The 26,966-nt window shown below is 68.0% G+C and carries 20 protein-coding genes; 12 read left to right on the top strand and 8 right to left on the bottom strand.

The annotated features are described in order from the left end of the window. Nucleotides 1-71: 71 nt before the first annotated feature. Together ACF8O7_RS19655 and ACF8O7_RS19650 are read right to left on the bottom strand one after the other, a co-directional pair. The gene (locus ACF8O7_RS19655) at nt 72-1,073 is read right to left on the bottom strand and encodes an HD-GYP domain-containing protein (protein WP_016447218.1); all 1,002 of its coding nucleotides are present in this window, start codon (nt 1,071-1,073) and stop codon (nt 72-74) included. Continuing rightward, nucleotides 1,070-4,858: a PAS domain S-box protein gene (locus tag ACF8O7_RS19650; RefSeq protein WP_126312528.1), complete on the bottom strand. Its 3,789-nt coding sequence runs from the start codon at nt 4,856-4,858 to the stop codon at nt 1,070-1,072. The genes ACF8O7_RS19655 and ACF8O7_RS19650 overlap by 4 nt, the downstream gene beginning before the upstream one ends. Before the next feature lie 138 nt (nt 4,859-4,996). On the opposite strand from ACF8O7_RS19650, the gene ACF8O7_RS19645 reads away from it, so the two are divergent. Beyond that, nucleotides 4,997-5,269 (top strand): DUF2061 domain-containing protein, encoded by a 273-nt coding sequence (locus ACF8O7_RS19645; protein WP_046238009.1) that lies wholly within the window; start codon nt 4,997-4,999, stop codon nt 5,267-5,269. 410 nt (nt 5,270-5,679) lie between these two features. Here ACF8O7_RS19645 and ACF8O7_RS19640 read toward each other — a convergent pair whose 3' ends face one another. Further along, nucleotides 5,680-6,648, bottom strand: coding sequence for a LysR family transcriptional regulator (locus tag ACF8O7_RS19640; protein WP_016454214.1), 969 nt, complete (start codon nt 6,646-6,648; stop codon nt 5,680-5,682). Nucleotides 6,649-6,894: 246 nt separating this feature from the next. Between ACF8O7_RS19640 and ACF8O7_RS19635 the strand changes: the two genes are divergently transcribed. Next, nucleotides 6,895-8,253 carry an aspartate aminotransferase family protein gene (locus tag ACF8O7_RS19635; RefSeq protein WP_016454213.1) on the top strand — a complete coding sequence of 453 codons (1,359 nt, stop codon included), beginning with the start codon at nt 6,895-6,897 and terminating at the stop codon, nt 8,251-8,253. A 79-nt stretch (nt 8,254-8,332) separates the two neighbouring features. Here the strand turns inward: ACF8O7_RS19635 and ACF8O7_RS19630 are convergent, their stop codons facing one another. Next, on the bottom strand, nt 8,333-9,361 hold the full coding sequence (locus ACF8O7_RS19630; RefSeq protein ID WP_016454212.1) for a tripartite tricarboxylate transporter substrate binding protein: 1,029 nt from the start codon (nt 9,359-9,361) through the stop codon (nt 8,333-8,335). A gap of 109 nt (nt 9,362-9,470) precedes the next feature. Beyond that, nucleotides 9,471-10,475, bottom strand: a complete 1,005-nt coding sequence (locus tag ACF8O7_RS19625) for a FadR/GntR family transcriptional regulator (RefSeq protein ID WP_016454211.1) — start codon at nt 10,473-10,475, stop codon at nt 9,471-9,473. Nucleotides 10,476-10,719: 244 nt separating this feature from the next. Here ACF8O7_RS19625 and ACF8O7_RS19620 point away from each other — a divergent pair, with 244 nt between their 5' ends. The 10 genes from ACF8O7_RS19620 to ACF8O7_RS19575 all read left to right on the top strand — a co-directional run bounded on the left by ACF8O7_RS19620 (nt 10,720) and on the right by ACF8O7_RS19575 (nt 22,089). Next, nucleotides 10,720-11,925: an ABC transporter substrate-binding protein gene (locus ACF8O7_RS19620; protein WP_034365479.1), complete on the top strand. Its 1,206-nt coding sequence runs from the start codon at nt 10,720-10,722 to the stop codon at nt 11,923-11,925. Between the two features lie 194 nt (nt 11,926-12,119). Next, entirely contained in the window at nt 12,120-12,980 is an 861-nt protein-coding gene (locus ACF8O7_RS19615; RefSeq protein WP_012207821.1) for a branched-chain amino acid ABC transporter permease, read from the top strand. 5 nt (nt 12,981-12,985) lie between these two features. Next, the gene (locus ACF8O7_RS19610; RefSeq protein ID WP_026062103.1) at nt 12,986-13,978 is read left to right on the top strand and encodes a branched-chain amino acid ABC transporter permease; all 993 of its coding nucleotides are present in this window, start codon (nt 12,986-12,988) and stop codon (nt 13,976-13,978) included. After that, nucleotides 13,975-14,754 (top strand): ABC transporter ATP-binding protein, encoded by a 780-nt coding sequence (locus ACF8O7_RS19605; RefSeq protein WP_012207823.1) that lies wholly within the window; start codon nt 13,975-13,977, stop codon nt 14,752-14,754. Before ACF8O7_RS19610 ends, ACF8O7_RS19605 begins: the two co-directional genes overlap by 4 nt. Beyond that, a complete protein-coding gene (locus ACF8O7_RS19600) occupies nt 14,751-15,461 on the top strand; it encodes an ABC transporter ATP-binding protein (protein ID WP_013804788.1) in 711 nt (236 codons plus the stop codon). The genes ACF8O7_RS19605 and ACF8O7_RS19600 overlap by 4 nt, the downstream gene beginning before the upstream one ends. Before the next feature lie 32 nt (nt 15,462-15,493). Then, complete coding sequence (locus ACF8O7_RS19595; RefSeq protein WP_209670367.1) at nt 15,494-16,789, top strand: Zn-dependent hydrolase; 1,296 nt, start codon at nt 15,494-15,496, stop codon at nt 16,787-16,789. Further along, nucleotides 16,786-18,252 carry a M81 family metallopeptidase gene (locus tag ACF8O7_RS19590; protein ID WP_126312530.1) on the top strand — a complete coding sequence of 489 codons (1,467 nt, stop codon included), beginning with the start codon at nt 16,786-16,788 and terminating at the stop codon, nt 18,250-18,252. The genes ACF8O7_RS19595 and ACF8O7_RS19590 overlap by 4 nt, the downstream gene beginning before the upstream one ends. A 208-nt stretch (nt 18,253-18,460) precedes the next feature. Then, nucleotides 18,461-20,770 (top strand): NADP-dependent malic enzyme, encoded by a 2,310-nt coding sequence (locus ACF8O7_RS19585; protein ID WP_016447231.1) that lies wholly within the window; start codon nt 18,461-18,463, stop codon nt 20,768-20,770. Between the two features lie 324 nt (nt 20,771-21,094). After that, nucleotides 21,095-21,514, top strand: a complete 420-nt coding sequence (locus tag ACF8O7_RS19580; protein WP_016447232.1) for a ribonuclease domain-containing protein — start codon at nt 21,095-21,097, stop codon at nt 21,512-21,514. A 149-nt stretch (nt 21,515-21,663) separates the two neighbouring features. Continuing rightward, on the top strand, nt 21,664-22,089 hold the full coding sequence (locus ACF8O7_RS19575) for a barstar family protein (RefSeq protein WP_126312531.1): 426 nt from the start codon (nt 21,664-21,666) through the stop codon (nt 22,087-22,089). 66 nt (nt 22,090-22,155) lie between these two features. Here the strand turns inward: ACF8O7_RS19575 and rsmA are convergent, their stop codons facing one another. The 3 genes from rsmA to ACF8O7_RS19560 form a co-directional block, all read right to left on the bottom strand. Beyond that, the gene (rsmA, locus tag ACF8O7_RS19570) at nt 22,156-22,923 is read right to left on the bottom strand and encodes a 16S rRNA (adenine(1518)-N(6)/adenine(1519)-N(6))-dimethyltransferase RsmA (RefSeq protein ID WP_126312532.1); all 768 of its coding nucleotides are present in this window, start codon (nt 22,921-22,923) and stop codon (nt 22,156-22,158) included. 76 nt (nt 22,924-22,999) lie between these two features. Next, nucleotides 23,000-24,427, bottom strand: coding sequence for a peptidylprolyl isomerase (locus ACF8O7_RS19565; RefSeq protein ID WP_126312533.1), 1,428 nt, complete (start codon nt 24,425-24,427; stop codon nt 23,000-23,002). A gap of 41 nt (nt 24,428-24,468) precedes the next feature. Continuing rightward, nucleotides 24,469-26,904: an LPS-assembly protein LptD gene (locus ACF8O7_RS19560; RefSeq protein WP_126312534.1), complete on the bottom strand. Its 2,436-nt coding sequence runs from the start codon at nt 26,902-26,904 to the stop codon at nt 24,469-24,471. Between the last annotated feature and the right edge of the window lie 62 nt (nt 26,905-26,966).

Raw genomic sequence — 26,966 nt, 5'->3', positions numbered from 1 at the left:
TGCCGGAGACAGGCCGCCCAGGGTAAGCGATTGCCAAAGCCCCGGCGCACCCTGCCGGAATCGGTTCCCCGTCAATCCTTCCAGCGCTCGCGTATGTCTTCCAGCTGCGGGCGCAGGCCGATGAACAGCGGCACCAGGCGCGGGTCGAAGTGGGCGCCGGCCTGCTGCTCTATGTGATCCATGGCGTCGTCCACCGTCCACGCGTGCTTGTAGGGGCGTTCCGTGGTGAGGGCATCGAACACGTCGGCCACGGCCACGATGCGCGAGGCCAGCGGGATGTCCTCGCCCGCCAGGCCCTGCGGATAGCCCGTGCCGTCCCATTTCTCGTGGTGGGTCAGCGCGATGCTGTAGGCCATCTGCAGCACCTGGGAATCGTGCTCGCCGATGATCTCGGCGCCGATCTGCGGATGGCGGCGCATGACCGTCCATTCCTCGGCCGTCAGCGGGCCGTTCTTGAGCAGGATGGCATCGGGGATGCCGATCTTGCCCACATCGTGCATGGGCGCGGCGTTGAGCAGGTCGTCCGCCCATTCGTCGGTGCAGCCGGCCGCCAAGGCCAGTGTCTTGGCGTAGTGGCTCATGCGGATCACGTGCATGCCCGTCTCGTTGTCGCGGTACTCGGCCGCGCGGCCCAGGCGCTGCACGATCTGCAGCCGCGTGCTGCGCAGCTCGTCGAGCTTGACCAGCGACAGGTGGTTGCGCACCCGCGCCCGCACCACGGGCGCGCGCACGGGCTTGACGATGTAGTCCACCGCGCCCGAGGCAAAGCCCAGGGCCTCGTCCTGTCCGTCCGACAGGGCGGTGATGAAGATCACCGGGATGCGGGCCGTGTCGGCCTGCGCCTTGAGCTGGCGGCACACGGCGTAGCCATCGAGCTCGGGCATCATGATGTCCAGCAGGATCAGGTCCGGCTGGTGCTGGGCCAGCTGCAGAGCCTTGCGCCCGTCCGTGGCGAACGAGAGCCGGTAATCCTCGCCCAGGATCTGGCGCAGCACATGCAGGTTGGTCGGGTCGTCATCGACCAGCAGCAGGCGCGGGCGCTTGTCCGTTGCCAATAGATTGGGCGCATTCATGCTCTGTCTCCATCGTTCGAGGGCAGTTGCTGCTGCAACTGCTGGGCGCATTCCTGCGCGCGCTCGAAGTCGAAATTATCCAGTGCCTGCTGCAGCGGCTGAAGCTGTTCGGCCGTCAGCATGCGCACGAGGGCCTGCATGGCCTGCCCGTCCAGCTCCCCGCTGTGCAAGGCGGCCACGATGCGCTCCAGCCAGGGCCGGGCATCGGCAGGCAGGGCGGGTGCGCCCGCCTGGGGCGCCGCATCGCCCTCGGCCTGCGCCCACGCATGGCCCTGCGCCTGGCCCGGCGCCTCGCCCGATGCCGCCCCCTGCGCCTCGGCCATCGGCATGGCGGCCGGGTGGCGCTGGCGCAGCTCGCGCGCGACGGCATCCAGCGCCTGGTGCAGCTGGTCGATGAGGGCAAGCAGCTGCGGCTGCCCGGCGCCCTCCTGCGCCAGGCCTTCCAGGCGCGATGCCAGCCGGTACACGGCCTGCAGGCCCAGGTTGCCGGCCGCGCCGCGCACGCGGTGCGCCAGGCCGATCAAGGCCTCGGGTCCGGGGCGCTGCAGGGCACGGCGCAGGCGGTCGGCCAGGTCCAGCTGTTCATTGAGGAAACGCCGAATGGCGGCCACCAGCGGATCGACCCGGCCCCACAGCGCAATGCCCGAGGCCCAGTCCACCGTGACATCAGGCAGCCCCGGCTGGGCGCTGGCGGGCGCGGGCGGCCTGGCCTCCTTGAGCGCCACCTGCAGCGACAGCAGGCGTGCGATCTCGGCCTGCAGCCGCGCCATGTCCAGCGGCTTGGAGGCAAAGCCGTCCATGCCGGCGGCGGTGGCGTCGCTGCGGTCCTTCTCCAGCACGCTGGCCGACAGCGCGACGATGGGCACGGGCCGGCGCTGCAGCTGCCGCTCCCAGACACGGATGGCGCGCGCCGCCGCCAGGCCGTCCATGCCCGGCATCTGCAGGTCCATCAGCACCACGTCGAAAGGCGGCTCCTGCGCCTGCACGCAGCGCAGCGCCTCGGCACCGTCGTGGGCCAGCACCATCTGGTGGTTCTGGCTGGAGAAGTTGATCTGCAGCAGCTCCAGGTTCTCGGGCACATCGTCCACCGCCAGGATGTGCAGCGGCGGCAGGCCGCGGCTGGCCGCCCCGCGCTCGGACAGCGGGCTCTCGCCGACCGGCAGGGGCAGGCGCACCTCGAACACCGTGCCCACGCCCACCGTGCTGTGCAGCTGGATGCTGCCGCCCATGAGTTCGGCCAGCTGGCGCGAGATGGTCGTGCCCAGGCCCGTGCCGCCGAAACGCCGCGTGGTCGAGGCGTCGGCCTGGGCAAAGGGGTCGAAGATGCGGTGGATCTTCTCGGCCGCGATGCCTATGCCCGTGTCATGCACATCGAGCTGGAGCACGCCCTGCTCGTAGCGCACGCGCAGCAGCACATGGCCGCGTTCGGTGAACTTCACGGCATTGCCCAGCAGGTTCACCAGGATCTGCTGCACACGCATGCCGTCGCCGCGCAGCGCGGCCGGCGTGTGCGGGTCGTAGTCCAGGCGCAGGTCCAGGCCCTTGCGATCGGCCGTGATGCGCAGCGATGCCAGGATCTGCTGGCACAGCTCGCGCACCGAGAAGTCCTCTATCTCCAGCTCCACCGCCCCCTTGTCGAGCTTGGCCGTGTCCAGGATGTCGTTGAGCAGGCGCAGCATGGAGCGCGCCGCGTAGTGCACCGTGTCCAGGTAGCGCGCCTGCGTGGGCTGCAGCGCCGTTTCGCGCAACGCCTCGGTGAAGCCGATGATGGCGTTCATGGGCGTGCGGATCTCGTGGCTCATGTTGGCCAGGAAGGTGCTGCGCGCGGCGGCCGCGGCTTCGGCATGCTCCTTGGCCAGCACCAGCTCCTGGGCCAGCTTGCGCTGGGCGCTGATGTCGGTGAGCAGCTTGACGATCTTGTAGGGCCGGCCGTCGGCACCGCGTATGGGGTTGTAGGTGGCCTGCACCCAGATGCGCCGCCCCTCGTGCCCGCAGCGCAGGAACTCGCCGGCCTGGAACTCGCCCTCGGCCAGGTGGCGCCAGAACTGCACATGCTCGGGCGAATGCGCATAGCCGGGCTCGCAGAACATGCCGTGGTGGCGGCCCGCGACCTCGTCGAGCCGGTAGCCGAACAGGTCCAGGAAATTGCGGTTGGCGCGCAGCACATGGCCGCGCAGGTCGTACTCGATGGTGGCCAGCGACAGGTCGATGGCGCGCACCGTGCCCTCGAACTCGGCATTGCGCGCGCGCGCCGCCGTCTGGTCCATGATCACGCCGTCGATCCAGGTCAGTTCGTCCTGTTCGTTGAAGACGCCGCGCCCGGTCTCGGACACCCAGCGCGTGCTGCCGTCGCGGTGCAGCAGGCGGTAGTCGGCGTTGTAGGTCTGGCGCCGCGCCAGAGAATGCGCCACCGCAGCCTCCAGCCGGTCGCGGTCCTCGGCGTGGATGAGCCGGTCCCAGCCCGTGAGGCCATCGGTGAAATCCTGCTCGGTCCAGCCCGTCAACTCCTCGATGGAGCGGCTGAGCAGCAGCGGCGTCCATTTGCCGTCGTACAGGCAGCGGAACGTGGTGCCGGGCACGTTGTTGATCAGGGTGCGGTACTGCTCCTCGCTGCGGCGCAGCGACTGCAGCATCTGGCGGCGCTCGCGGATATCGGTCACAAAGCCCACGTACAGCGGATCGCCGGCAATCGCCACCCGCCCCACGGCCAAGCGCACGGCGATCTGCGTGCCGTCCTTGTGCATGGCGTTGATATCGCGGCTGGAGCCCAGCAGGCCCGCAAAGCCCGTGGCCAGATGCTTTTGCAGCGAGCCGCCATCGCCATCGCAGCCCGACGCGGGCATGAGCAGGCTGGCGCTGCGGCCCACCACCTCCTGCGCCGTCCAGCCCAGCAGCCGCTCGGCCGCACCGTTGAACGACACGATGCTGCCGCGCCCGTTGATCATCACGATGCCGTCCACTGCCGTCTCCACCACGGCGCGCAGGCGCGATTCGCTGCGCTGCACCTGGCGGTAGATCTGGCGGTAGCGCAGCGTCATGTTGACCGCGAACACCAGACCGAAGATCAGCACCACCATGCCGACGATGGAGAACACCAGCAGCGCATGCGTGGGCGACTCCACCTGCGCCAGCACATCGATCTCGGGCTTGAGGCGCAGTGCATACAGGCCCGCATAGTGCATGCAGGAAATGGCCAGGCCCATGACGATGCCGGCCACCAGCGTGGGCCACAGCCGGCCCGTGTTGCCCAGCCTGAAGCGCACCCACAGCGACAGCATGGCCATGCCTGCCGCCACGATCACCGACAGCAGCACGCCCCAGGGGTCGTAGAGCATCGAGGTCCAGGTCTGGGCCGCCGCCATGCCGATGTAGTGCATGGAGCCAATGCCCAGCCCCATGAGCACGCCGCCGCCCACCAGCGCCTGCGTGGACAGCTGCGGCCGCACCATCAGCGTCAGCGCCAGCCAGGACGCCAGCATGCTGGGCAGCATGGACAGCGTGGTGATCCAGGGGTCGTAGTCGCCAAAGGTGCAGGGCACGAAGGCCAGCATGCCGATGAAGTGCATGGCCCAGATGCCCGCGCCCAGGCAGAAGGCGCCCGTGAGCACGCCCACGCGGCGTATGCGCGGCGACGCGGCATCGCGCGCCAGCCCGGCAATCTGCATGGCCATCACCGACGTGGCCACGGCCACCAGCACCGACAGCGTCACCAGGCCCGGATGCAGCCACTGGAACCATTGCGGATGCGGCGCCCAGCCGAGCACGAAAATCTGGTCCCAGCTCATGGCGCGCCCCCGGCATGGCACAAGGCCGCAGCACGCAACCGCCGGCCATCGATAGTGTTTATAACTTTGATGATCATTTTCGATTGGCCATAACTATTCCGCGCACCTAGCATGGAGTCTCATCCCGAGGAGAGCCCCATGAGCCGCATCCGCCAGACCCTTCACCACCACCGCCGCACGCTGTTGAAGACTGCCAGCTACTACGTCATCCATGTCACCGTGGCAGCGGCCGTGGCCTATGCCGTGACCCGCAATCTCTGGGCCGCGCTGACGCTCAGCCTGCTGGAGCCCACGGTGCAGGCCGTGGCCTTCTTCTTCCATGAAAAGCTGTGGGAGCGCGGCCTGCGCCGCCGTGCCGACGCGGGCGCCGGCATGGCGTCGCCTGCAGCAGCCACTGCGGCTGCGGCCTGAACCCGCCAGGAGCACGAACATGCCCACGCCCCTGCGGTCCTTCAGCGCGGACGCCTCATTCGGCAATTGGCTGACCGAAACCCTGGCAAGGATGGTCGATGGCGGCACGGGCTGAAACCCGGCCCTGCCGTGGCGGCAAGAGAGGTGGACATGGAGGCGCATGGTGCAAGAACCCGGGAAATGCGAAATCGTTGGTATCAAGGCGCTGCCCGTGCGGCCCATGGCCGGCACGGAATCCATACATGCCTTTCGACCGCATCGGGGCGGACTGAAGCCCCGGCGCCGGTCACAATGCCAAACATTGTCAAGCGCATACGCTGGAAAATATGTGCACAAGCTGTGTGAAAAGCTGTGCATAGCCTCTTCGCAAACCTGTGATTTTCCTCTTGCCAAGGCTGTGGCAAAGCCGTTCATTCACGGTGCACGCCCAGCAGCGCGTCGATGAACACACGGGCTGCACGCCCAGGCACCACGGCACTGCGCCAGACCGCGAAGAAATCACAGAGATAGAAGAACCGGTAGGGGGCCACGGCCTGCAGCAGACCCTGGCCCTCCATGGCCTGTGCATAGTGGTCGGGCAGAAATCCCAGGTAGCGGCCCGAACGCACCAGCATGGCAATGGCCTCCTGGTCAAAACCCGTGGCCTGGCGCTGCAGGCCGGCCTGGTGGCTGAGCGCCATATTGGGTGACTGGTAGCCCAGGCCTGCAAAGGCATGTGCGCCCAGGCTGTCCCAGTCCAGCCCGCCATGGTCGGCGCCATGCAGCGGATGGCCGGGAGCGCAGTACAGCTGCATGCGCTCGCCGAACAACCGGGCACTGTCCAGCGCGCCCGAACTGGGTGCAGAGGGCAGCACGCCCACCTGCCAGCGCCCCTCCATCAGTCCGCGCTCGATGGCCTGTATCGAGGCCACGTGCAGCCGCAGGTGCAGTTGCGGCGCCTGATCGTGCAGCAGGCCTATCGCCTCGGGGATGCGTGACTGCGGATTGCCCACGGTCTTGTCGAACAGCGCCACGTCCAGCGTGCCGGCCAGCCGGCCATGGATGTCGTCCACCTGGCCCAGAAACCCCTCCACGCCGCCCAGCAGCTGCAGCGTGGCCTCGTAGATGCGGTGGCCTTCGGGCGTGAGCGCGAAGCCGGCGCGCCCGCGCCGGCACAGCGTCAGGCCCAGGCGCTCTTCCAGGTCCTTCATGTGGCGGCTCAGCGTGGAGCTGCCGATGTTCAGTTCCAGCTCGGCAGCCGACATGCCGCCGCACTCGACCACAGCCTTGAACACGCGCAGCAGGCGCAGATCCATGTCGCCCAGCTGGCCCAGCGCCGCGCGCGCACGGCCATCGCGTGCCCGGCGGCTCGCAGGGGTCTCCAGAGAAAATTCCGCCATCGCCATTCGCCTCCCGGTGTGCTTGCCGGACATGGCCACCGCTACAGGGGAGCCACTATAGGGGAGCCACGGGGCGGCAGTGGCGACGGATTCCCCCAATGCGCGCACGCCATGCCGCGACCGGCAGGCGCTTGGTCACTTGCAGAAATATGCAAGTAAACCTCGATATCGCGCTCTTCGCGAAATCAAACAGCGCGCTCACAATGGGCCGATCCACATTTCTTCCCTAGGCTCGAGGAGATCGCCATGACCCTGGTTCCCACCGAACAAAGCGCCGCCCCCGCCACGCGCACCGATGCCGCCTGGCTCGAGGCCCACTGGATGCCCTTCACCGGCAACCGCGAGTTCAAGGCGCGCCCGCGCATGATCACCAGCGCCCAGGGCGCCTACTACACCGATGCCGACGGCCGCAAGATCTTCGACGGCCTGTCGGGCCTGTGGTGCTCGGGCCTGGGCCATGGCCGCCGCGAGATCGCCGAAGCCATCGGCCGCGCGGCCCAGCAGCTGGACTATGCGCCGGCCTTCCAGTTCGGCCACCCGGCCTCGTTCGCGCTGGCCAACAAGATCAAGGAGCTGACGCCCGCAGGCCTGGACCATGTGTTCTTCACGGGCTCGGGCTCGGAAGCCGCCGACACGGCGCTGAAGATGGCACGCGCCTACTGGCGCGCCAAGGGCCAGGGCGGCAAGACCCGGCTGATCGGGCGCGAGAAGGGCTACCACGGCGTGAACTTCGGCGGCATCTCGGTCGGCGGCATGGTGGGCAACCGCAAGACCTTCGGCCAGGGCGTGGAGGCCGACCACCTGCCGCACACGCAGCCGGCGCTGGGGTCCTTCCACAAAGGCATGCCCACCACCGATGGCCGCGCGCTGGCCGACCGGCTGCTGGACCTGATCGCCCTGCATGACGCCAGCAACATCGCAGCCGTCATCGTCGAGCCCTTCTCGGGCTCGGCCGGCGTGGTGATTCCGCCGGCCGGCTACCTGCAGCGCCTGCGCGAGATCTGCACGCAGAACAACATCCTGCTGATCTTCGACGAGGTCATCACGGGCTTCGGCCGCTGCGGCGCCATGACGGGGGCGGAGGCCTTCGGCGTCACGCCCGACATCATGAACATCGCCAAGCAGGTGACCAATGGCGCCCAGCCCCTGGGCGCCGTGGTGGCCAGCAAGGAGATCTACGACACCTTCATGGCAGCGGGCGGCCCCGAGTACATGCTGGAGTTCCCGCACGGCTATACCTACTCGGCCCACCCCATTGCCTGCGCGGCGGGCGTGGCCGCGCTGGACCTGCTGCAGCGCGAGGACGGCCCGGGCCGCGTGCGCGCGCTGGCCCCGTTCTTCGAGCAGGCCGTGCACAGCCTCAAGGGAGCAAAGCATGTGGCCGACATCCGCAACTTCGGCCTGGCTGCGGGCTTCACCATCGAGTCGCTGCCCGGCGAGCCGGCACGCCGTCCCTACGAGATCGCCATGAAGTGCTGGGACAAGGGCTTTTACGTGCGCTACGGCGGCGACACCATCCAGATCGCGCCGCCCTTCATCAGCGAGAAGGCCGAGATCGAGCGGCTGGTCAGCGCCCTGGGCGATGCCCTGACCGAAACGAACTGAGCATCTCCGGCACATGAGAAAAGCCCCTGGGCCGTGAGGCCGCAGGGGCTTTTTGCATGGCAACGGCAAGGCTGCGAAATCAGTCCAGCGTGATGCCCGCGTTCTTGATCACATCGCGCCACTTGTCCACTTCCACGCGCAGGAACTGGGCGGAGGCATCGGGCTTGAGGCCCGAGGGCAGCACGCCCATGGCGTCCAGCTTTTCCTTGACCTCGGGCGCGGGCAGGGCCTTGGCGATCTCGGCGTAGAGCCGGTCCACGATGGGCTTGGGCGTGCCTGCGGGCACGGCCGCGAGGAACCAGGCATCGGCCGTGAAGTCCTTGAGGCCAGCCTCCGACATGGTGGGTACGTCGGGCATGGACTGCAGGCGTTCGTTGTGGGCCACGGCCAGCGCGCGCACCTTGCCGGCCTTGAGCTGCGCGGCAATGGTCACGGCCGTGAGAAAGCCGAAGTCGGTCTCACCGGCGGCCAGCGACACCACCGAAGGCGCACTGCCCTTGTAGGGCACGTGGCCGATCTTGACCTTGGCCTGCATGGCATACAGCTCGGCGCCCAGATGGTTGGGTCCGCCCGTGCCCGACGAGGGGTAGTTGAGCTTGCCGGGCTGGGCCTGGGCCGCCGCCGTCAGCTCCTTGAGTGAGTGGAACGGGCTTTGCGCTCCCACGGTGAGCACCAGCGGGCTGCGCGCCACCAGGCTGATGGGCGCGAAGTCGCGCAGCGGGTCATAGGGCAGCTTGGTATACAGGCCCTTGGCCATGGCCATGCAGCCCACGTCGCCCAGCACCACGGTGTAGCCGTCGGCCGGCGCCTTGGCCACCAGGTCGCAGCCGATGGTGCCGTTGGCACCGGGCTTGTTGTCCACCACCACCGTGGTGTGCATGCTCTCGCCCAGCTTTTGCGCCAGCAGGCGGCCCAGGATGTCGGTGGAGCCACCGGGTGCGAAGGGCACGACCAGGCGAATGGTCTTGGACGGATAGCTGCCTGCGCCCTGGGCATGGGCAAGGGGCGCCGCCAGCGTGGCCGCCAGCGCAAGGCCGCCGGCCAGGGCGTGCCACAGGGCTGCGCGGCGCACCGGGGTGCGGGAGGATGCGAAAGGGGTTTGTCTCATGCTGTTGTCTCGTGAGGGGAATGCGTGAAGGCCAAGCGCGCGGCAGCATACCAGCAGCGGGCAGCGCGAAACGCGTGGCGTGGGGCGCCGATGACCGGTGCGGGACAGCTCAGGAGGCCGCGCGCTTGCGTGCGGCAGCGGGACGCGCGGACGTGGCCTTTGCAGGCGACTTTGCCGGAGCCTTCGCAGCCGTCTTTGCGGAGGCCTTTGGGATGGTTTTTACGGGGGCCTTTGCGGTGGTCCTTGCGCTCGCCCTTGCCGTTGTTTTTGACGCAGTCCCTGGCGCTGTCGCTGCGGCCTTTTCCACCGGCTGCACGGCGCGTCGCGGACGCGGGCTGCGCAGGCTGTCGGCATCGAGGATGAGCCGGCCCTGGATGCGGCCCTTCATGCGCTTGACGCTGCTGGCCGCATCGCGCATGTGCTCCTGCATCAATGCGCGCACCTTCGCAGCATCGCGCTCGCGCGCGGCCTGCACGATGCTGCGGTGGAACTGCGCATTGGCCTCGCCGAAGCGCCGGTGCTCGGCCTGCGGAGTACGGTTGGCGAAGACGATGAGCTGGCGGATCATCTCGTTGATCAGCTCGCAGGTGAAGCGCAGGAACGGGTTGGGGTTGGCGGCCGCCAGGATGTCGTGGAAGTTCACGTCCTCGCGCCGCTGGCTCACCAGGTCGTCGCTGCTTTGCGTGGGATCGCAGCAGGCGATGCTGTGCTCCAGGGCCTCGAAATCGGCCTCGGTCAGATGGGGCACGGCGCCTGCCGCCAGCTCGGGCTCCAGCATCTGGCGCACCGTGTAGATGTCGTCGATGGTCACCTCCTGGAAGAACAGGTAGTTCTGCATGAACTGCAGCGTGCGGTCCAGCGGCACCTCCACGACCATGCCCCCGCCCGAAGGGCCCGTGGAGATGGTGATCAGCCCCTGCACTTCCAGCGACTTGAGAGCCTCGCGGATCGTTCCCTTGCTGACCTGGAACTGGGCCTGCAGCTCGCTTTCGCGCGGCAGGCGGTCGCCGGGGCTGAGGTTCTTTTCGGTGATCAGGCGCTTGATCTCCTGGGCCACCAGATCCGGGCGCTTGAGCTGCCGGATCGCCAGGGGGGCCGACTTGGGTGTAGCCATTGTTGTGTTCTCCGGAAGGGCACCGGATCGTGTCCGCGCCCAGTCTGCATACGGGTTTGGTGCAGTATGCACCGCCATGGCGCGTGGGCGTTTGCGCCTAGGGTTAGCACGCGCCCTATTCCTTCTATTTATCACTATAAATATGAATCAAGGAGCCTGCACGCACCCGTTTCGACTGGCATGCAACTTGCTCTGAAAAGCGTACCCGGGCCGCAGCGCCTTCAGTCCCCATCACGGAGATCCCATGCAACGTCGTCACCTCCTGCAACTCTCGGCACTGGGCGCATTGCCCGCATCGCTGGGCCTGGGCCGCAGCGTCTGGGCGCAGTCCAAGGACAGCATCCAGTTCGCCTGCCCCGTGCCCATGTCGGGCGCCTTCGCGGCCAACGGCAAGTACGCGGACCTGGGCATGAAGCTGGCCATAGAGCAATACGGCAAGGCGCTGGGCCGCCCGCTGGCCTACACCGTGCTGGACACCGAGGGCAAGCCCGCCACGGCCGTGCGCAAGCTGCAGGAGTCTTCGCAGCAGCAGGGCACGCGCTTTTTCGCAGGCGGCATCCTGTCGTCGGAGGCGCTGGCCATGGGCAAGGAGGCCGAGAAGGCCGGCGGCATCTTCATCACCACCGCAGGCGCAGACGAGATCACGGGCAAGGACTGCAACAGCGCCACCTTCCGCTGGTCGGCACCCACCTTCGGCGCCATCGAGCAGACCGTGCGCCCGCTGATCGAATCCCTGCCCAAGGCCAAGCGCTGGTACACCATCACGCCGCAGTACGTGTTCGGCGACGGCCTGCTCACGGCGGCCAAGAACATCTTCAAGGAAAAGGGCATCGAGCATGTGGGCAACAGCTACCACTCGCTGACCGAAAAGGAGTTCAGCGGCTACCTGACCAATGCCGTGGCGGCCAAGCCCGACGTGCTGCTGCTGCTGAACTTCGGCGCCCAGTCCTCGGACACGCTGCGCCAGGCCATCAGCTTCGGCATGAACAAGAACATGACCATCCTGATCGCCTGGGCCTCGGGGCTGGAGCAGTTCGAGTCGCTGGGCGCCGACCTGTGCGACGGCGTGTACTTCGGCGCCCAGTACTGGCACACGGTGGACACGCCGCTCAACCGTGATCTGGTGCAGCGCTGCAACGACAAGTTCAAGGCCAATCCCAACTACAGCCTGGCCGGCCACTACATCTGCACCAAGCTGATGATCGATGCCATCGTCAAGGCCGGCACGGTCGACCCCAAGGCCGTAGTCGCCGCGCTGGAAGGCATGAAGTACCAGGGCCTGACGGGCGAGGAAGAGGTGCGCAAGGCAGACCACCAGGTGCTCAAGAACTACTACCTGCTCAAGGGCAAGGCCAAGTCCAAGATGAAGAACAAGGACGACTACGTGGATGTGGTCAGCTCCGGCAAGTCCTTCCTGCCCGTAGACCAGACCGGCTGCAAGCTGGTTTAGAGCTCCCCCTGAGGCGCTGCGCGCCTTCCCCCTCTCTCGCTTCGCGGGAGGGGGACGACACCCTCGGTGCGGGGCGGCCCTTCCTCGGTGTCCCTCACTTAGGCTGCGCCAGTTTCATAGGCACAGCACCATGACCGGCGTGCTTCAGAGCCACCGGGCACTTCGCCTCCTTCGTCCATCGTTTCGGACCCTGTATGAGCATCTATCTGCTTCAGACCATCAACGGGATCGGCATAGGCATGCTGTATTTCCTGTTGGCCGTGGGCCTGTCCATCGTTTTCGGCCTGCTGCGTTTCGTGAATTTCGCGCACGGTGCCTTCTACCTGCTGGGCGCCTATTTCTGCTACCAGATGACGCGCTGGGGCATGAGCTTCTGGCTGTCCCTGGTCGTGGTGCCGCTGGCCGTGGGCGCGCTGGGCTGGCTGGTGGAAAAGCTCATGCTGCGCCATGTGTATGCCAAGGCGCATGAGTTCCACATCATCGTCACCGTGGGCCTGGCCCTGGTGGTGCAGGAGCTGGTGATCGTGCAATGGGGCCCGCTGGGCGACAGCGTGGCCGTGCCCGATCTGCTGCAGGGCGTGGTGATGTGGGGCAGCTTCGTCTATCCCAAGTACCGGCTGTTCGTGATCGGCTTCACCGCCGTGCTGGCCGTGCTGCTGTGGTGGCTGCTGGAAGGCACGCGGCTGGGCAGCGCGGTGCGCGCGGGCAGCGAATCGACCGAGATGGTGTCCCTGCTGGGCGTGAACGTGCTGCGCATCTTCAGCCTGGTGTTCGCGCTGGGCGCCGCCACGGCGGCGCTGGCCGGCGTGCTGGCCGCGCCCATACGCGGCGCAGAGCCCTTCATGGGCGTGGAGGCGCTGGGCGTGGCCTTCGTGATCGTGGTCGTGGGCGGGCTGGGCAGCTTCGGCGGCGCACTGGTCGGCGGCCTGCTGATCGGCATCGTGCAAAGCGTGATGAGCACGCTGTGGCCCGAGGGCGCGCGCCTGATGATCTACGTGGCCATGGCCGCCGTGCTGCTGCTGCGACCCCATGGCCTGCTGGGCCGCAAAGGATGAAGACCATGACCAGGCATTCCCATCTCCTTCTCGCGCTGGCCATCGTGGTGGCCATGCCGCTGTGCATGCAGTCGGGCTCGCTGGCCAGCGAAGTGCTGATCTTCGGCCTCGCGGCCATGGGCTGCAATCTGCTGCTGGGCTACACGGGGCTGCTGTCCTTCGGGCAGGGCATCTTCTTCGGGCTGGGCAGCTACACCATCGCCCTGCTGCTGACACGCTGGCCCCTGCCCATGCCGCTGGCCCTGCTGGCCGCCACCGCCATGGGCGCCGTGGGCGCGGCCATCGTCGGCTGGGTGGCCATACGCCAGCGCGGCACCTATTTCGTGATGCTCACCCTGGCGTTTGCGCAGATGTTCTACTTCATCGCCTACTCGGCCACGGACATCACCGGCGGCGACAACGGCCTGCTCGATGTGCCCCGCCCCGCCCTCGCGGTGGCCGGCCAGACGCTGTGGCCGCTGGCCACGCCCTGGCAGTACTACGGCTTTGTGGCCGTGCTCTTTCTGGTGGTGTTCTGGCTGCTGCGCCGCGTCTGCGACTCCATGTTCGGCCGCACGCTGCTGGCCGTGCGCGACAACGAGGAGCGCGCCGCCGCCGTGGGCTACGACCTGAGGCTGCTGAAGCTGCAGGCCTTCGTGATCTCGGGCGCAGTCACGGGCCTGGCCGGCGCGCTGCACGCCATGATGACGGGCATCGCCCCGCTGTCCAATGCCGAGTACCACACCAGCGAAATGATTCTGGTGATGACCGTGATCGGCGGCACGGGCAACCTGCTGGCCTCGGTGCTGGGCGCGGCCTTCTATGTGCTGCTGGGCGACTGGCTGTCCACGCTGTGGCCGCGCTGGCTGCTGCTGCTGGGCGTGGTGCTGATGATCGTGAGCCTGGGCCTGCAGCGCGGCCTGTGGGGCCTGGGCGAGAGCCTGTGGGCCCTGGTGCGCCGCAAAGGGCCGGCAGATGCCGCGGCGGCCGCTGCAGAAACCAAAGGAGGCCAGGCATGAGCGCCGCAGCATCTCCCATCCTGCTCGAGGCCGTGGGCGTCGAGAAGCGCTATGACAAGTTCGTCGCCCTGGGCGGCGTGGACCTCAAGGTGCGCGCCCATACCGTGCACTCGGTGATCGGCCCCAACGGCGCGGGCAAGACCACGCTGTTCCACATGCTCACGGGCACCAAGAGCGTGAGCGGCGGGCGCATCGTCTTTGACGGCCACGACGTGACGCGCGAGCCCGACCACCGCCGCGTGCGGCGTGGCATGGCACGGTCCTTTCAGGTCACCAGCCTGTTCCTGACCCTGCCCGTGCGCGAGAACCTGCGCCTGGCCGCCCAGGGCGTGGCGCCCGCCAGGGCGCTGGACTGCTGGAACGCGCCCGTGGGTGCTCGCGCCCTGGCCGACACCGTGGCCAGCGTGCTCTCGCGCCTGGGCCTGGAGCGCCATGCGGACACGCCGGCCGGCAACCTCTCGCACGGCCAGCAGCGGCGGCTGGAGGTGGGCATGGCCCTGGCCGCGCGGCCCAAGGCCATCTTCCTGGACGAGCCGACCTCGGGCATGGGCATCGATGACCTGGACGAGATGAAGCGCCTGATCCAGGGCCTCAGGGATGAGCACACCGTGGTGCTCATCGAGCACAACATGAACATCGTCATGGACATCTCCGACACCATCACCGTCATGCAGCAGGGCCGCGTGCTGGCCGAAGGACTGCCCCACGAGATCCGCGCCGACGAGCGCGTTCGCAGCGCCTATCTGGGCAACATGATCACGGGAGGAAAGGCATGAGCGGTCCCCTGCTTTCGGTCGAGGGCATACACGCCCACTACGGCAAGAGCCATGTGCTGCAGGGCGTGTCGCTGCAGGTGCAGGACGGCGAGCTGGTCACGCTGCTGGGCCGCAACGGCGCGGGCAAGACCACCACGCTCAAGTCCATCGCGGGGGTGATGCAGCCCTCGCAGGGGCAGATCCGCTTCGGCGGCGAGCCCGTGCACCGGCTGGCCACGCACCAGGTGGCCCAGCGCGGCATCTGCCTGGTGCCCGAGCACCGCGGCATCTTCAAGCTGCTCACGGTGGAGGAGAACCTGCTGCTGGGCCAGCGCAAGCGCTCGCCCTGGCAACTGGCCGACATCTACCGCATCTTCCCGCGCCTCAAGGAGCGGCGCGGCAACGGCGGCGGGCAGCTGTCGGGCGGCGAGCAGCAGATGCTGGCCATAGGCCGCGCCCTGATGAACGCGCCGCGCCTGCTCATGCTGGACGAGCCCGTCGAGGGCCTGGCGCCCGTGATCGTGGAGGAGATCGTGGCCCAGCTCAAGACCATCAAGGCCGCTGGCGTGGCGATCTTGCTGGTGGAGCAGAACCTGGAGGTCTGCACCCAGCTGGCCGACCGCCACTACATCATCGAACAGGGTGCGATTGCGCACGAGGCAGGCAATGCCGCTTTCCTGGCCGATGACGCCATCAAGGACCGGTATCTCGGTGTAGGGATCGCCTGATCCACCGCCTTTCGCATTCCCAGGAGTCATTCATGGATCTCAGTACCCCTCTTGCAGCCGCCGCCGTTGCGGCCGGGCTGCGCACCGACGGCGCCCGCCTGTGGCAATCGCTGATGGACCTGGCGCGCATAGGCGCCACACCCAAGGGCGGCGTGTGCCGCCTGGCGCTGACGGACCTGGACCGCCAGGGGCGCGATCTCTTCGTGCAGTGGGCGCGCGAGGCCGGCTGCAGCATCCGCGTCGATGCCATCGGCAACATCTTCGCGCGCCGCGCAGGCCTGGACGATGCGCTGCCGCCCGTGATGACGGGCAGCCACATCGACACCCAGCCCACGGGCGGCAAGTTCGACGGCAACTACGGCGTGCTGGCCGGGCTGGAGGTGCTGCGCACGCTCAACGATGGCGGCGTGCGCACGCGCGCCCCGTTGGAAGTGGCCGTGTGGACCAACGAGGAAGGCTCGCGCTTCGTGCCCGTGATGATGGGCTCGGGCGTGTTCGTCAATGCCTTCACGCTGGAGCATGCGCTGGCCCAGCGCGATGCCCAGGGCGTGAGCGTGGACGAGGCGCTGCGCGCCATCGGCTATGCCGGGCCGGCCGGCCCGGCGCCTGCGGTGGGCGCGTATTTCGAGGCCCATATCGAGCAGGGCCCGGTGCTGGAAAACCATGAACGCGTGATCGGCGTGGTCAGCGCCGCGCTGGGCCAGCGCTGGTACGACGTCAGCGTGCAGGGCATGGAGGCCCATGCCGGCCCCACGCCCATGGAGCTGCGCCGCGACGCCCTGCTGGCCGCCAGCTGCATTGTGGCCGAGGTCAACCGCATCGCCCTGGACCGCCTGCCGCATGCGCGCGGCACCGTGGGATCGCTGGAGGTGTTTCCCAACTCGCGCAACGTGATCCCGGGCGGCGTCAAGCTCAGCGTGGACCTGCGCGCGCCGGACGACGGCCAGTTGCTGGACATGGACGCCGCACTGCGCGCGGCCTGCGAGCGCATTGCGGCCGCGCATGGCGTGACCGTTGGCGTGGAGCAGGTCGTCTACTTCCCGCCCCAGCCCTTCACGCCGCACCTGGTGGAGGCCGTGCGCGCCAATGCCGCCGACCTGGGCTACAGCGCCATGGACGTGGTCAGCGGCGCGGGCCACGATGCCGTCTACCTGGCGCGCGTGGCGCCTGCCGCCATGATCTTCGTGCCCTGCGCCGACGGCATCAGCCACAACGAGATCGAGGATGCCGAGCCCGCCCACCTGGAGGCCGGCTGCAACGTGCTGCTGCGCGCCATGCTGGCGGCCGCGGGCGTGGTGCAGGCAGCGGACGGCGGGGTGCCGGCATGAAGATCCTGATCGCCCGGCTCAACCACGAGACCAATACCTTCTCGCCCGTGCCCACGCCCATTGAGGCGTTTGCGCCCACCTATGGCGAGGCCGCCTATTCGGCCAACAAGGGCATGCGCACGGCCATGGCCGCCTTCATCGACCTGGCCGAGGCGGCGGGCGCCACCCTGGTTACGCCCGTGTCGGCCACCTCCAATCCCAGCGGCCCCGTGCATGCGGCCGCCTATGACGAACTCACTCGCCGCATCGTGGCGGCCGCGCCGGGCTGCGATGCCATCTTGCTGGACCTGCACGGCGCCATGGTGGCCGAGAACAGCGCCGACGGCGAAGGCGACCTGCTCGAACGCGTGCGCGCCGCCGCGCCCGGCGTGCCCGTTGGCGTGGCGCTGGACCTGCACGGCAACATCACCGAAAAAATGGTGGGCAATGCCGATGTGATGGTGGGCTTCAAGACCTATCCGCACATCGACATGTACGAGACCGGCGAGCACGCGGGCCGGCTGCTGCTGGACATGCTGGCCGGCCGCGCGCGCTACGCCGTGTGCTGGCACCGCCTGCCCCTGATGAGCCACACGCTGCGCAGCACCACGCTGGACGGCCCCATGCTGGACGCCGTGAACGCAGCGCGCGCCCTGGAAGCGGAGGGTCTGCCCGCGGTCTCGGTGTTCGGCGGCTTCTCGCTGGCCGACATCGCCGCGCCCTGCGTGAGCGTGGTCGCCACCTGCAGGACCGACGAGCGCGCGGCCACCCAGGCGAGCGTGGACGCGCTGGCCGCCCGGATCTGGCAGCGCCGCGCCGACTTCGTCTACCGCAGCGAGCCGCTGGCCGATTCGCTGCGCCGCGCCCAGGCCCTGGCCGAGGGAGCCGACCGCCCCGTGCTGCTGCTCGACCATGGCGACAACTGCATGTCCGGCGGCACCTGCGACACCATGGACGTGCTGCAGACCGCGCTGGAGCTGGGCCTGTCAGGCATTGCCGTGGGCCCGCTGTGCGACCCCGAAGCGGTTGCCTCGCTCACGGCGGCCGGCGAAGGCACCGAGGTGGAGATCGCGCTGGGCAACAAGGTCTCGCTCGAAGGCATAGGCCTTCACAAGCAGCCGCTGCGGCTGCGCGGCACGGTGCGCGCCGTCAGCGACGGCGCCTACACGGTCAGCGGCCCCATCTACACCGGCCAGCGCTGCCACATGGGCCGCACGGTCTGCCTGGACACGGGCGCAGCGCAGATCGTGATCACCGAGCAGACGCACGAGCCCTGGGACCTGGGCGTGTTCCACTGCGTGGGCATGGACCCGACGCGCTTTCGCTTCGTGCTGCTCAAGTCGCGCATGTACTGCCGGCCCGTCTTCGTGCCGCTGTCGGCCGGCCTGGTCGAGTGCGACAGCCCCGGCGTGACCACCTCGGACTATTCGCGCTTTCCGTTCGCCCGGGTCAGCCGCCCGGTGTTTCCGCTGGACGCCATCTGATGGACGCCATCTGATTGCCCGGCTTTGCGGCGCCGCGCAAGCAAAGACCGCCGCCGCCGCAGGACATTGGGCAACCAGGCATCACAACAGTTTCACAGCAGGGCCCGGCTATTGCCTGTCGGCCTACAATCGGTTCCCCCCTACCTCGGCCGACGGCACGCGGGCTGATCCGCGCGTGCGTTGGCCATGCCTTCGCTGGAGACGCTTGATGTCCGACAACACGGCCCCGACCCCTTCCGATAAACGTGCCCAGCTGCGCCGTGCCGCACTCGAATACCACGAGTTTCCCAAGCCCGGCAAGTTGACCATCGTGCCGACCAAGCCCATGGCCAACCAGCATGACCTGGCCCTGGCCTACTCGCCCGGCGTGGCAGCGCCCTGCGAAGAGATCGTCAAGGACCCGGCCGCCGCCTTCAAGTACACGGCGCGCGGCAACCTGGTGGCCGTGATCTCCAACGGCACGGCCGTGCTGGGACTGGGCGACATCGGCGCGCTGGCCTCCAAGCCGGTGATGGAAGGCAAGGCCGTCCTGTTCAAGAAGTTCGCGGGCGTGGACGTCTTCGACATCGAGATCAACGAGAAGGACCCGCAAAAGCTGGTCGACGTGATCGCCGCGCTGGAGCCCACCTTCGGCGCCATCAACCTGGAAGACATCAAGGCGCCCGAGTGCTTCTTCGTGGAGCGCGAACTGCGCCGCCGCCTGAAGATCCCCGTCTTCCACGATGACCAGCACGGCACGGCCATCACCGTGGCTGCGGCCATGGTCAACGCGCTCAAGGTCGCGGGCAAGAAGATCGAGGAGGTCCGGCTCGTCGCCTCGGGCGCGGGCGCTGCCGCCCTGGCCTGCCTGAACCTGCTGCTCAAGGTCGGCCTGCGCCGGGAGAACGTGTTCGTCACCGACCTGGCCGGCGTGGTCTACGAAGGCCGCACCGAACTGATGGACGAGGACAAGGCCCAGTTCGCACGCGCCACCGAGCTGCGCACCCTGGGCCAGGTCATCGAAGGCGCCGACGTCTTCCTGGGCCTGTCCGCTGGCGGCGTGCTCAAGCAGGACATGGTGGTCAAGATGGCCGCGCGCCCGGTGATCTTCGCGCTGGCCAATCCCAACCCCGAAATCGTTCCCGAAGATGTCAAGGCCGTGCGCAGCGACGCCATCATCGCCACGGGCCGCTCGGACTATCCCAACCAGGTCAACAACGTCCTGTGCTTCCCGTACATCTTCCGCGGTGCGCTGGACTGCGGCGCGACCACCATCACCACCGAGATGGAAATCGCCACCGTCCACGCCATCGCCGAACTGGCCCAGGCCGAGCAGAGCGAGGAAGTGGCGGCAGCCTACGTGGGCGAGCAGCTGAGCTTCGGTCCTGAGTACCTGATCCCCAAGCCCTTCGATCCGCGCCTGATGATGAAGATCGCCTCGGCCGTGGCCCAGGCTGCCGCCGAATGCGGCGTGGCCCAGCGCCCGATCCAGGACATGGATGCCTACCGCGCCCATCTGCAGACCTTCGTCTACGCCTCGGGCACGATGATGAAGCCGCTGTTCGCCACGGCCAAGAAGGCCACCAAGAAGCGCGTGGCCTATGCCGAAGGCGAGGAAGAGCGCATCCTGCGCGCCGCGCAGATCGTGGTGGACGAGCGCATTGCGCGCCCCACGCTGATCGGTCGCCCGGCCATCATTGCCCAGCGCATCGAGAAGTTCGGCCTGCGCCTGAAGGAGGGCCAGGACTACGACGTGGTCAACGTCGAGCACGACGAGCGCTACCGCGACTTCTGGCAGACCTACCACCGCATGACCGAGCGCAAGGGCATCACCGTGCCCATCGCCAGGATCGAGATGCGCCGCCGCCTGACCCTGATCGGCTCCATGCTGCTGCACAAGGGCGAAGTGGACGGCCTGATCACCGGCACCTGGGGCCAGACATCGCACCACCTGCAGTACGTGGACCAGGTGATCGGCCGCCGCGCCGGCGTGCAGACCTATGCCTGCATGAACGGCCTGCTGCTGCCCGACCGCCAGGTCTTCCTGGTGGACACCCACGTCAACTACGACCCCACGGCCGAGCAGCTGGCCGAGATCACCATCATGGCCGCCGAGGAAATGATGCGCTTCGGCGTCAAGCCCAAGGCCGCCCTGCTGTCGCACTCCAACTACGGCTCCAGCAACCAGCCCAGCGCCGTCAAGATGCGCCAGACCCTGGAGCTGCTGCGCGAGCAGGCCCCCTGGCTGGAAGTGGACGGCGAGATGCACGGCGACGTGGCCCTGGACGGCAAGGCCCGCGCCCAGCTCATGCCCAACAGCACGCTGCTGGGCAATGCCAACCTGCTGGTCATGCCCAACATCGACGCGGCCAACATCAGCTACAACCTGCTCAAGCAGGCCGCTGGCGGCGGCATTGCCATCGGCCCCGTGCTGCTGGGCGCCGCCCGCCCCGTGCACATCCTCACGCCGAGCACGACGGTGCGCCGCATCGTCAACATGACGGCGCTGACGGTGGCGGACGCTAACGCTAACCGTTAAGCACCCCCTGAGCGGCTTCGCCGCTTCCCCCGTGTGCACGGCGCCCTCTCTCGCTTCGCGGGAGGGGGACGACACCCTCGCTGCGGGGCGGCCCTTGCTCGGTGTCCCTCGTTTTGGCCGCGCGCGTTTTTGAGACAACGGGCGGTATTTGCATTGAATGGAAGGCAACTCAGACGCAGAGTTGCCTTCTCACTGTTCAATCCCCAGACATTTCCTCGGTCAAGCTGCCTGTTTTTTAGGCAGAACTTGCATTTTGAGGGGTGTTCCGTCACACTAGCGGGTCGAGATTTCAGGGCTTCCCTGGATTTCTGAAAGGTGTAGTTGATGCTGAAGGCAGCCGCCGCCAAGGCGTACCAGTCCGGTCTAGCGCTCATCGTCGGGGCCGCCTTTGTGCTGTCGCCCTCGCTCGCTGATGCGCGCCGCTCGGCGCCCGAGAGCGCGGATTCGACGGCGGCCATGGCCACCGTCACCCTGTCAGAGCTGCCGCGCGAAGGCCGTTCCACCTATACGCTGATCCTGCGCGGCGGGCCTTTTGCCCACGACAAGGACGGCACGGTGTTCGGCAACCGCGAGCGCATTCTGCCGCGCCAGTCGCGCGGCTACTACCGTGAGTACACGGTGCGCACGCCCGGCTCGCGTGACCGCGGAGCCCGCCGCATCGTCTGCGGCGGAGAGCCCCAGCAGCCCGATGCCTGCTACTACACCAGCGACCACTACAGCAGCTTTCGCAAGATCATCGAATGACCTCGACCCAGTCTTTGCAGCCAGTTCGACCCTCCGCGTCCGACGCAGTGCGCTGGCAGGGGTCTGCATTTCATCCACAGCCCGGGGACGCCGCAGGCCACGTGCCCGTACCCGCAGGCCACATCCACGTTAGAGAAAGAGCCACGGAGATGGATGCACCACTTCGTAAGATCCCGGACACCCCTTTGCGGAACGTGCGCGCCAACATCGTGCAGTCCATCCGCGCCTACAGGGTGGAGGATCTGCAACAGGCGGCCGAGACGCTGGGGTGCCATTTCCTGTATGCCAACCTGGCCCATGCGCAGACCAAGGCCGACATCCTGGAACTGCTGGCCACGCAGTTCTTCTTCCCCGCGCATTTCGGCAAGAACTTCGACGCGCTCTACGACTGCCTGACCGACCCCATCCACAAGGCCGGCCCGCAGCCGGGCTTTGTGCTCGTGCTCGACCAGATCCCGACCACGCCCAAGTTCGACAAGGAAGTGCGCGAGCAGCTGCTGGACAGCTTCCGCGACGCGGCCGAGTACTGGGCCGAGCGCAAGGTCCCGTTCCGCTGCTTCTACTCTTTCCTGTAAGAGCCGCACATTGATGGCACGGCGCCAGCGTCCCATGCGGGCGCTGGCGCCGTGCGCCACCTGCGTCTAGCTGCGCTTGAACCGGGCTGCAAGTGCCTCGTACTCGGACACCGGCACTTCCTCGGCGCGGCGCTGCAGGTCGAACTCCCCGTCAAAGCCCTTGGCTTCCAGCCAGCGCCCCAGCGTGTTGCGCAGGATCTTGCGCCGCTGGCTGAAGGCCACCTGCACCATCTCCTCCAGCAGCTTCGCGTCCAGGGCCGCCGGCGCCTCGCGCGGGACCATGCGCACGACGGCGCTGTCCACCTTGGGCGGCGGATTGAAGCTCTCGGGCGGCACGTACAGCACGCTCTCCATCGCATAGCGCCACTGCAGCATGACCGTCAGCCGCCCATAGGCCGCCGTGGCCGGAGAGGCCACCATGCGGTCGATGACCTCCTTTTGCAGCATGAAGTGCTGGTCCTCGACCACGTCCACCTGCTCGAGCAGGTGAAAGAGGATGGGGCTGGAGATGTTGTAGGGCAGGTTGCCCGCAATGCGCAGCTTGGGCACGCCCAGGCGCGCAGCGATGGCGCGAAAGTCCACCTTGAGCACGTCGGACTCGACCACGTCGAGCTGCTCGTGCAGGCGCAGGCGCACGGCCAGGTCGCGGTCCAGTTCGATCACGGTGAGCCGGCCCAGGCGCTCGACCAGGGGCTGGGTCAGGGCCATCAGGCCCGGACCGATCTCGACCATGGACTGGCCCGGCCGGGGATCGATGGCACGCACGATGCCGTCGATGATGCCGCCATCGGTCAGGAAGTTCTGGCCGAAGCGTTTGCGAGGAATGTGTTTCATAGAAAAAGCAAGGCGGTGCGCCATGGCACCGCCTTCCATTGTGGACTGCCGCAGCCATGGCTGCTTGGGGGGTGTCTTATTGCGGGGGCTCGCGGTACTCGACGTAGGCGCGGCCACGCAGCTCCTGCAGCCAGGTCTGGTAGTCGGTTTCGAGCTTGCGCTCGCGCACCACGTTGCGCACCATGTCGCGCTGCTCGCGCGGCGTCAGCGCGGCCTGGCGGCGCTCGATGAGCTGGATCAGGTGCACACCGAAGCGCGAGACCAGCGGGTCGCTGACCTGCCCGGGCTGCAGCGCATTGAGCACCTGCTCGAACTCGGGCACGAACTGGCCGGGCGAGGCCCAGCCCAGATCGCCGCCGTTGCGCGCGCTGCCGTCCTGCGAGAACTCGCGGGCCAGCGATTCGAAGCTGGCCTGGCCGCTGTCCACGCGGCGCTTGTAGTCGGCCAGGCGCTTGGCGGCATCGGCCTCGGTCATCTGGTCGCCGATGCGCAGCAGGATGTGGCGCGCATGGTTTTGCGTGACCACGGAAGGCATGCCGGCCTGCGACTTCTCCAGCACCTTGAGCACGTGAAAGCCCGCGCCCGAACGGAAGGGGCCGACGATGCCGCCCTGCGGCGTCTGGCCCACGGCCTTGGTGAACAGTTCGGGGTAGCGGTCCAGCGGGCGCATGCCCATGGCGCCGCCGCCCTGGCCGTCGGGCACATCGGAGAACTCCTTGACCACGGCCAGGAAGTCGCCTTGCGTGCGGGCCGCCTCGGCAGCCTGCTTGGCGCGGGCTTCGCGCTCGGCCACTTCGGCGGGGCTGGCATCCTCGCGCACGGCGATCAGGATGTGGCCCAGGTTCACGGCCGCCGGCGCCTTGTCGGCGCCGCCGCTGCGCTGCTCGGCCAGGTAGCGGTCGATGTCGGCTTCGGTCACGCGCACGCGGCCGTCCACATCGCGCTCGCGCAGGCGCTGCATCGTGATCTGGCGGCGCAGTTCTTCGCGGAACTGCTTTTCGTTCACGCCCTCGGCCCGCAGGCGTGACTGCAGGCCGGCCTTGTCCAGGCCGTTTTGCCGCGCCACATTGGTCAGCGCCTGGTCCACGGCGTAGTCATCCACGCGCAGGCCCGTGTCCTTGGCTTCCTGCAGCTGGGCCTTTTCCACGATCAGCCGCTCCAGCACCTCGCGGGCCAGCAGCGCCTCGGGCGGCATCTGGCCGCCCTGCTCGGCAATGTTCTGCGCCACGCGCGCCATGCGGGCCCGCACCTCGTTGTTGGTCACGGGCTCGGAGTTGACCACGGCCACGATGTAGTCGGCCGAGCGCACGCCGGCATTGCCGCCGCGATCACGCGACAAGGGCTGGTTGGTGGCGTCCAGCGCGCGCGAGACGGAGGCATCGCCGGCCTGGGGCGCCCTGGACTGGCCCGGAACACGCAGGCCTTGCGCCTGGGCTGTGGTGGCCAGCAAGGCCAGCGCCACAGCGGCCGCTGCGCAGCAATGGGTCTGGGAAAGAAAACGCATGGGAGAGATGCCTTGCAAAAAGCGTGTTTGGAGCCTTGGCTCTAATCGTAATTGGTGAAGCGGCTGGGCGGCGTCACCGACTCGCGCAGGTACTGGTAGCGCGGCACATTCTGCTTGAGGCTGCGCTGCGGGTCGGCACCCAGGCTCAGCCGCGAGAAGCCTACGAACTCGATCTGGAACAGCAGCCGGGTGTTGGACTGGGTGATGGAGCTTTGCAGGCGCTCCAGCACCACGCGGCCAATCCAGCAGCAGCCGTCGTACTCCAGCCCGACCACGGTATCGACGAGCTTGCGGTCCTTCAGGCTGTAGTTCAGCCGGCCCACCGTGTACCAGCGGCCGCCGCCCTGGCCACGGCCGGCCCCCAGGTCACGGCCCTTGTCGCCCCAGAGGTCGTTGATGGGCCATTGCCAGCCCACATCGACCAGCTTGCTGGCATCGGTGCGTGCCACGGTGTCGTACTGGGTACGGTAGGCCACGTTCACCGTGCGGTAGGAGCTGGGGCTGTAGCGCGCGCCGAAGGTGGTGCGCACCGGGCGGTTCAGGTCGCGGTTGTACTGGGTCGTGCCTTCGGTGGACCAGGCATCGGTCCAGTTGATGGCCGCACCCAGCAGCACGTCGGACAGTCGGCTGGTGGCAGGCACCTCGCCGGGCAGGATGACCTTCTGGTCGGAGAAACGCACGCGCTGCGCAATGCCGAAGCGCGCCTTCTCCGCGCCCGTGGCCCCGTCGATCAGGCGTGTGGTCGCGCCCAGGGTCAGCAGGTGGTTGTCGGCAATGCGGTCCTGGCCGTTGTAGTCGTTTTCGGAGTAGATGCTCGCGAAGTTGAAGTCGTTGCGCGCCGTGTCGTACAGCGGCAGAAAGCTCTGGTCGCGGTAGGGCGTGTAGGTGTAGAAGGCGCGCGGCTCGAAGGTCTGCAGCAGCTGGCGGCCGAACAGCGTGGTGTCGCGCTCGAACACCAGGCCGCTGTCCACACTGACCGTGGGCAGCGTGCGCGAGGCATTGCGGCTGCCGTTGCTCATCAGGCGGTCCACCTGGTAGTTGCTGGTGTGCAACTGGATCCTGGGCGTGATGAAGGCGCCCGGCGACAGGAAGGGACGGCTCAGCTGCGCCTGCATGTAGCTGCGCTGGCCGTTGTTGTAGGTCATGCCGGCCAGGGGCTTGTCGATCTCGAAGCGCGTGGTGTCGGCCACGAAGCTGAAGTCCAGGCCGTGCGGCAGGTCCAGCGGCGTGTAGCGCCATTGCAGCTGCGGCTTCATGCCGTAGGGCGGGGCAATGGGCGCCGATGCGTCCTGCATGGTCTGCCAGTACAGGGTGCGCAGGGTCAGCACCCCGTCGCCACGCGCCCAGGACAGGTTCACGTCGCTGGGCAGCAGGCGCTCGCGCAGCGTACGGGCGGCCAGCGGGAAATCACGCCAGTAGTTGTCGTCGCTGACGCGGTTGAGGTTCATGTTCAACCCCAGGCCGCCGATGGGCGAGCTGATGACGCCCCGGTGCTGCAGCGAGTAGGCCCAGCGGTCACGGTCGCGCTGGCGGTCGCCCGGCATGTAGGCCGCGTAGGCCTCGCCCGAATAGGTGGGCTCCAGATAGCGGAACTGGGCGCCCAGGTTGACGCCGCGCTTGCTCATGACCGAGGGATACAGGGTCATGTCGCGGTTGGGCGCGAGGTTCCAGTAGTAGGGCTGCGTGTATTCGATGCCGCTGAGCTTGTCCAGGCCCATGGTGGGAGGCAGCAGGCCCGACTTGCGCTTGTCCGACAGCGGAAAGCTCATGCGCGGCACGGGCAGCACGGTCACGCCCTTGAACTGCAGGGCCGCGCCTTCGGCCACGCCGACTTCCTCGGCCATGTCGATGTGCAAGGTCCGGGCGCGCAGCATCCAGGCCGGCTGCCAGGTGGCTTCGTCATCGCGCTGGCAGGTGGTGTAGGTCGCGTCATGGACCACGGCATGGTCGCGGTCGATGAAGTCCACGCGCGAGGATTTGCCGTAGGCCCCGTTGGCCAGGAAGCGGTAGCCGGCGTTGTCGAAAAAGCCCTTGAAGGCATCGACCTGCAGGTCCAGCTGCGAGCCTTCGTAGACATTGCCGGCCTGGTTGATGTGCACGGCGCCCGAGGCATTGACGCGGTCGTCGGGCACCTGGTATTCGAGCCGGTCGGCGCGGATCATGGTGTCGCCGCGGCGCAGTTCGGCATTGCCCTCGATCACCGCATTGATGTCCGGCTGGCCGCTGAGCGCGTCGCCACGCACGTAGACGGGCTGCTGGGAGCGGACCGCCTCAGGGTAGGTTTCCTGCATCAGCGTGCTGGGGCGCAGCGGGCGCACCTGCTGCAGCCGGCCTTCATCGGCCGCAGCGGGCTGGGCCTGGGCCAGCGTCGAGCCACCGGCCCATGCGAGAGCCACAAGCCAGGCCAGCGGGCGTACAGCGGGGCGCGCGGGCGCGCGGGCAGCCAGCGGATCGGGGAGCGGCGGTCGGAGGTACACGGTGGTCAACAGCGGCGGGTGGACAAAGGCGCAAGCCTAGCATCACCGCCGGGCATTCGCCG

Origin of the sequence: Delftia sp. WSY_16 (assembly GCF_043104415.1) — a bacterium.
GTDB lineage: Bacteria > Pseudomonadota > Gammaproteobacteria > Burkholderiales > Burkholderiaceae_C > Comamonas > Comamonas tsuruhatensis.
Note: the sequence above shows the minus strand (reverse complement) of the source record. Positions and strands in the feature narration are given on the sequence as shown.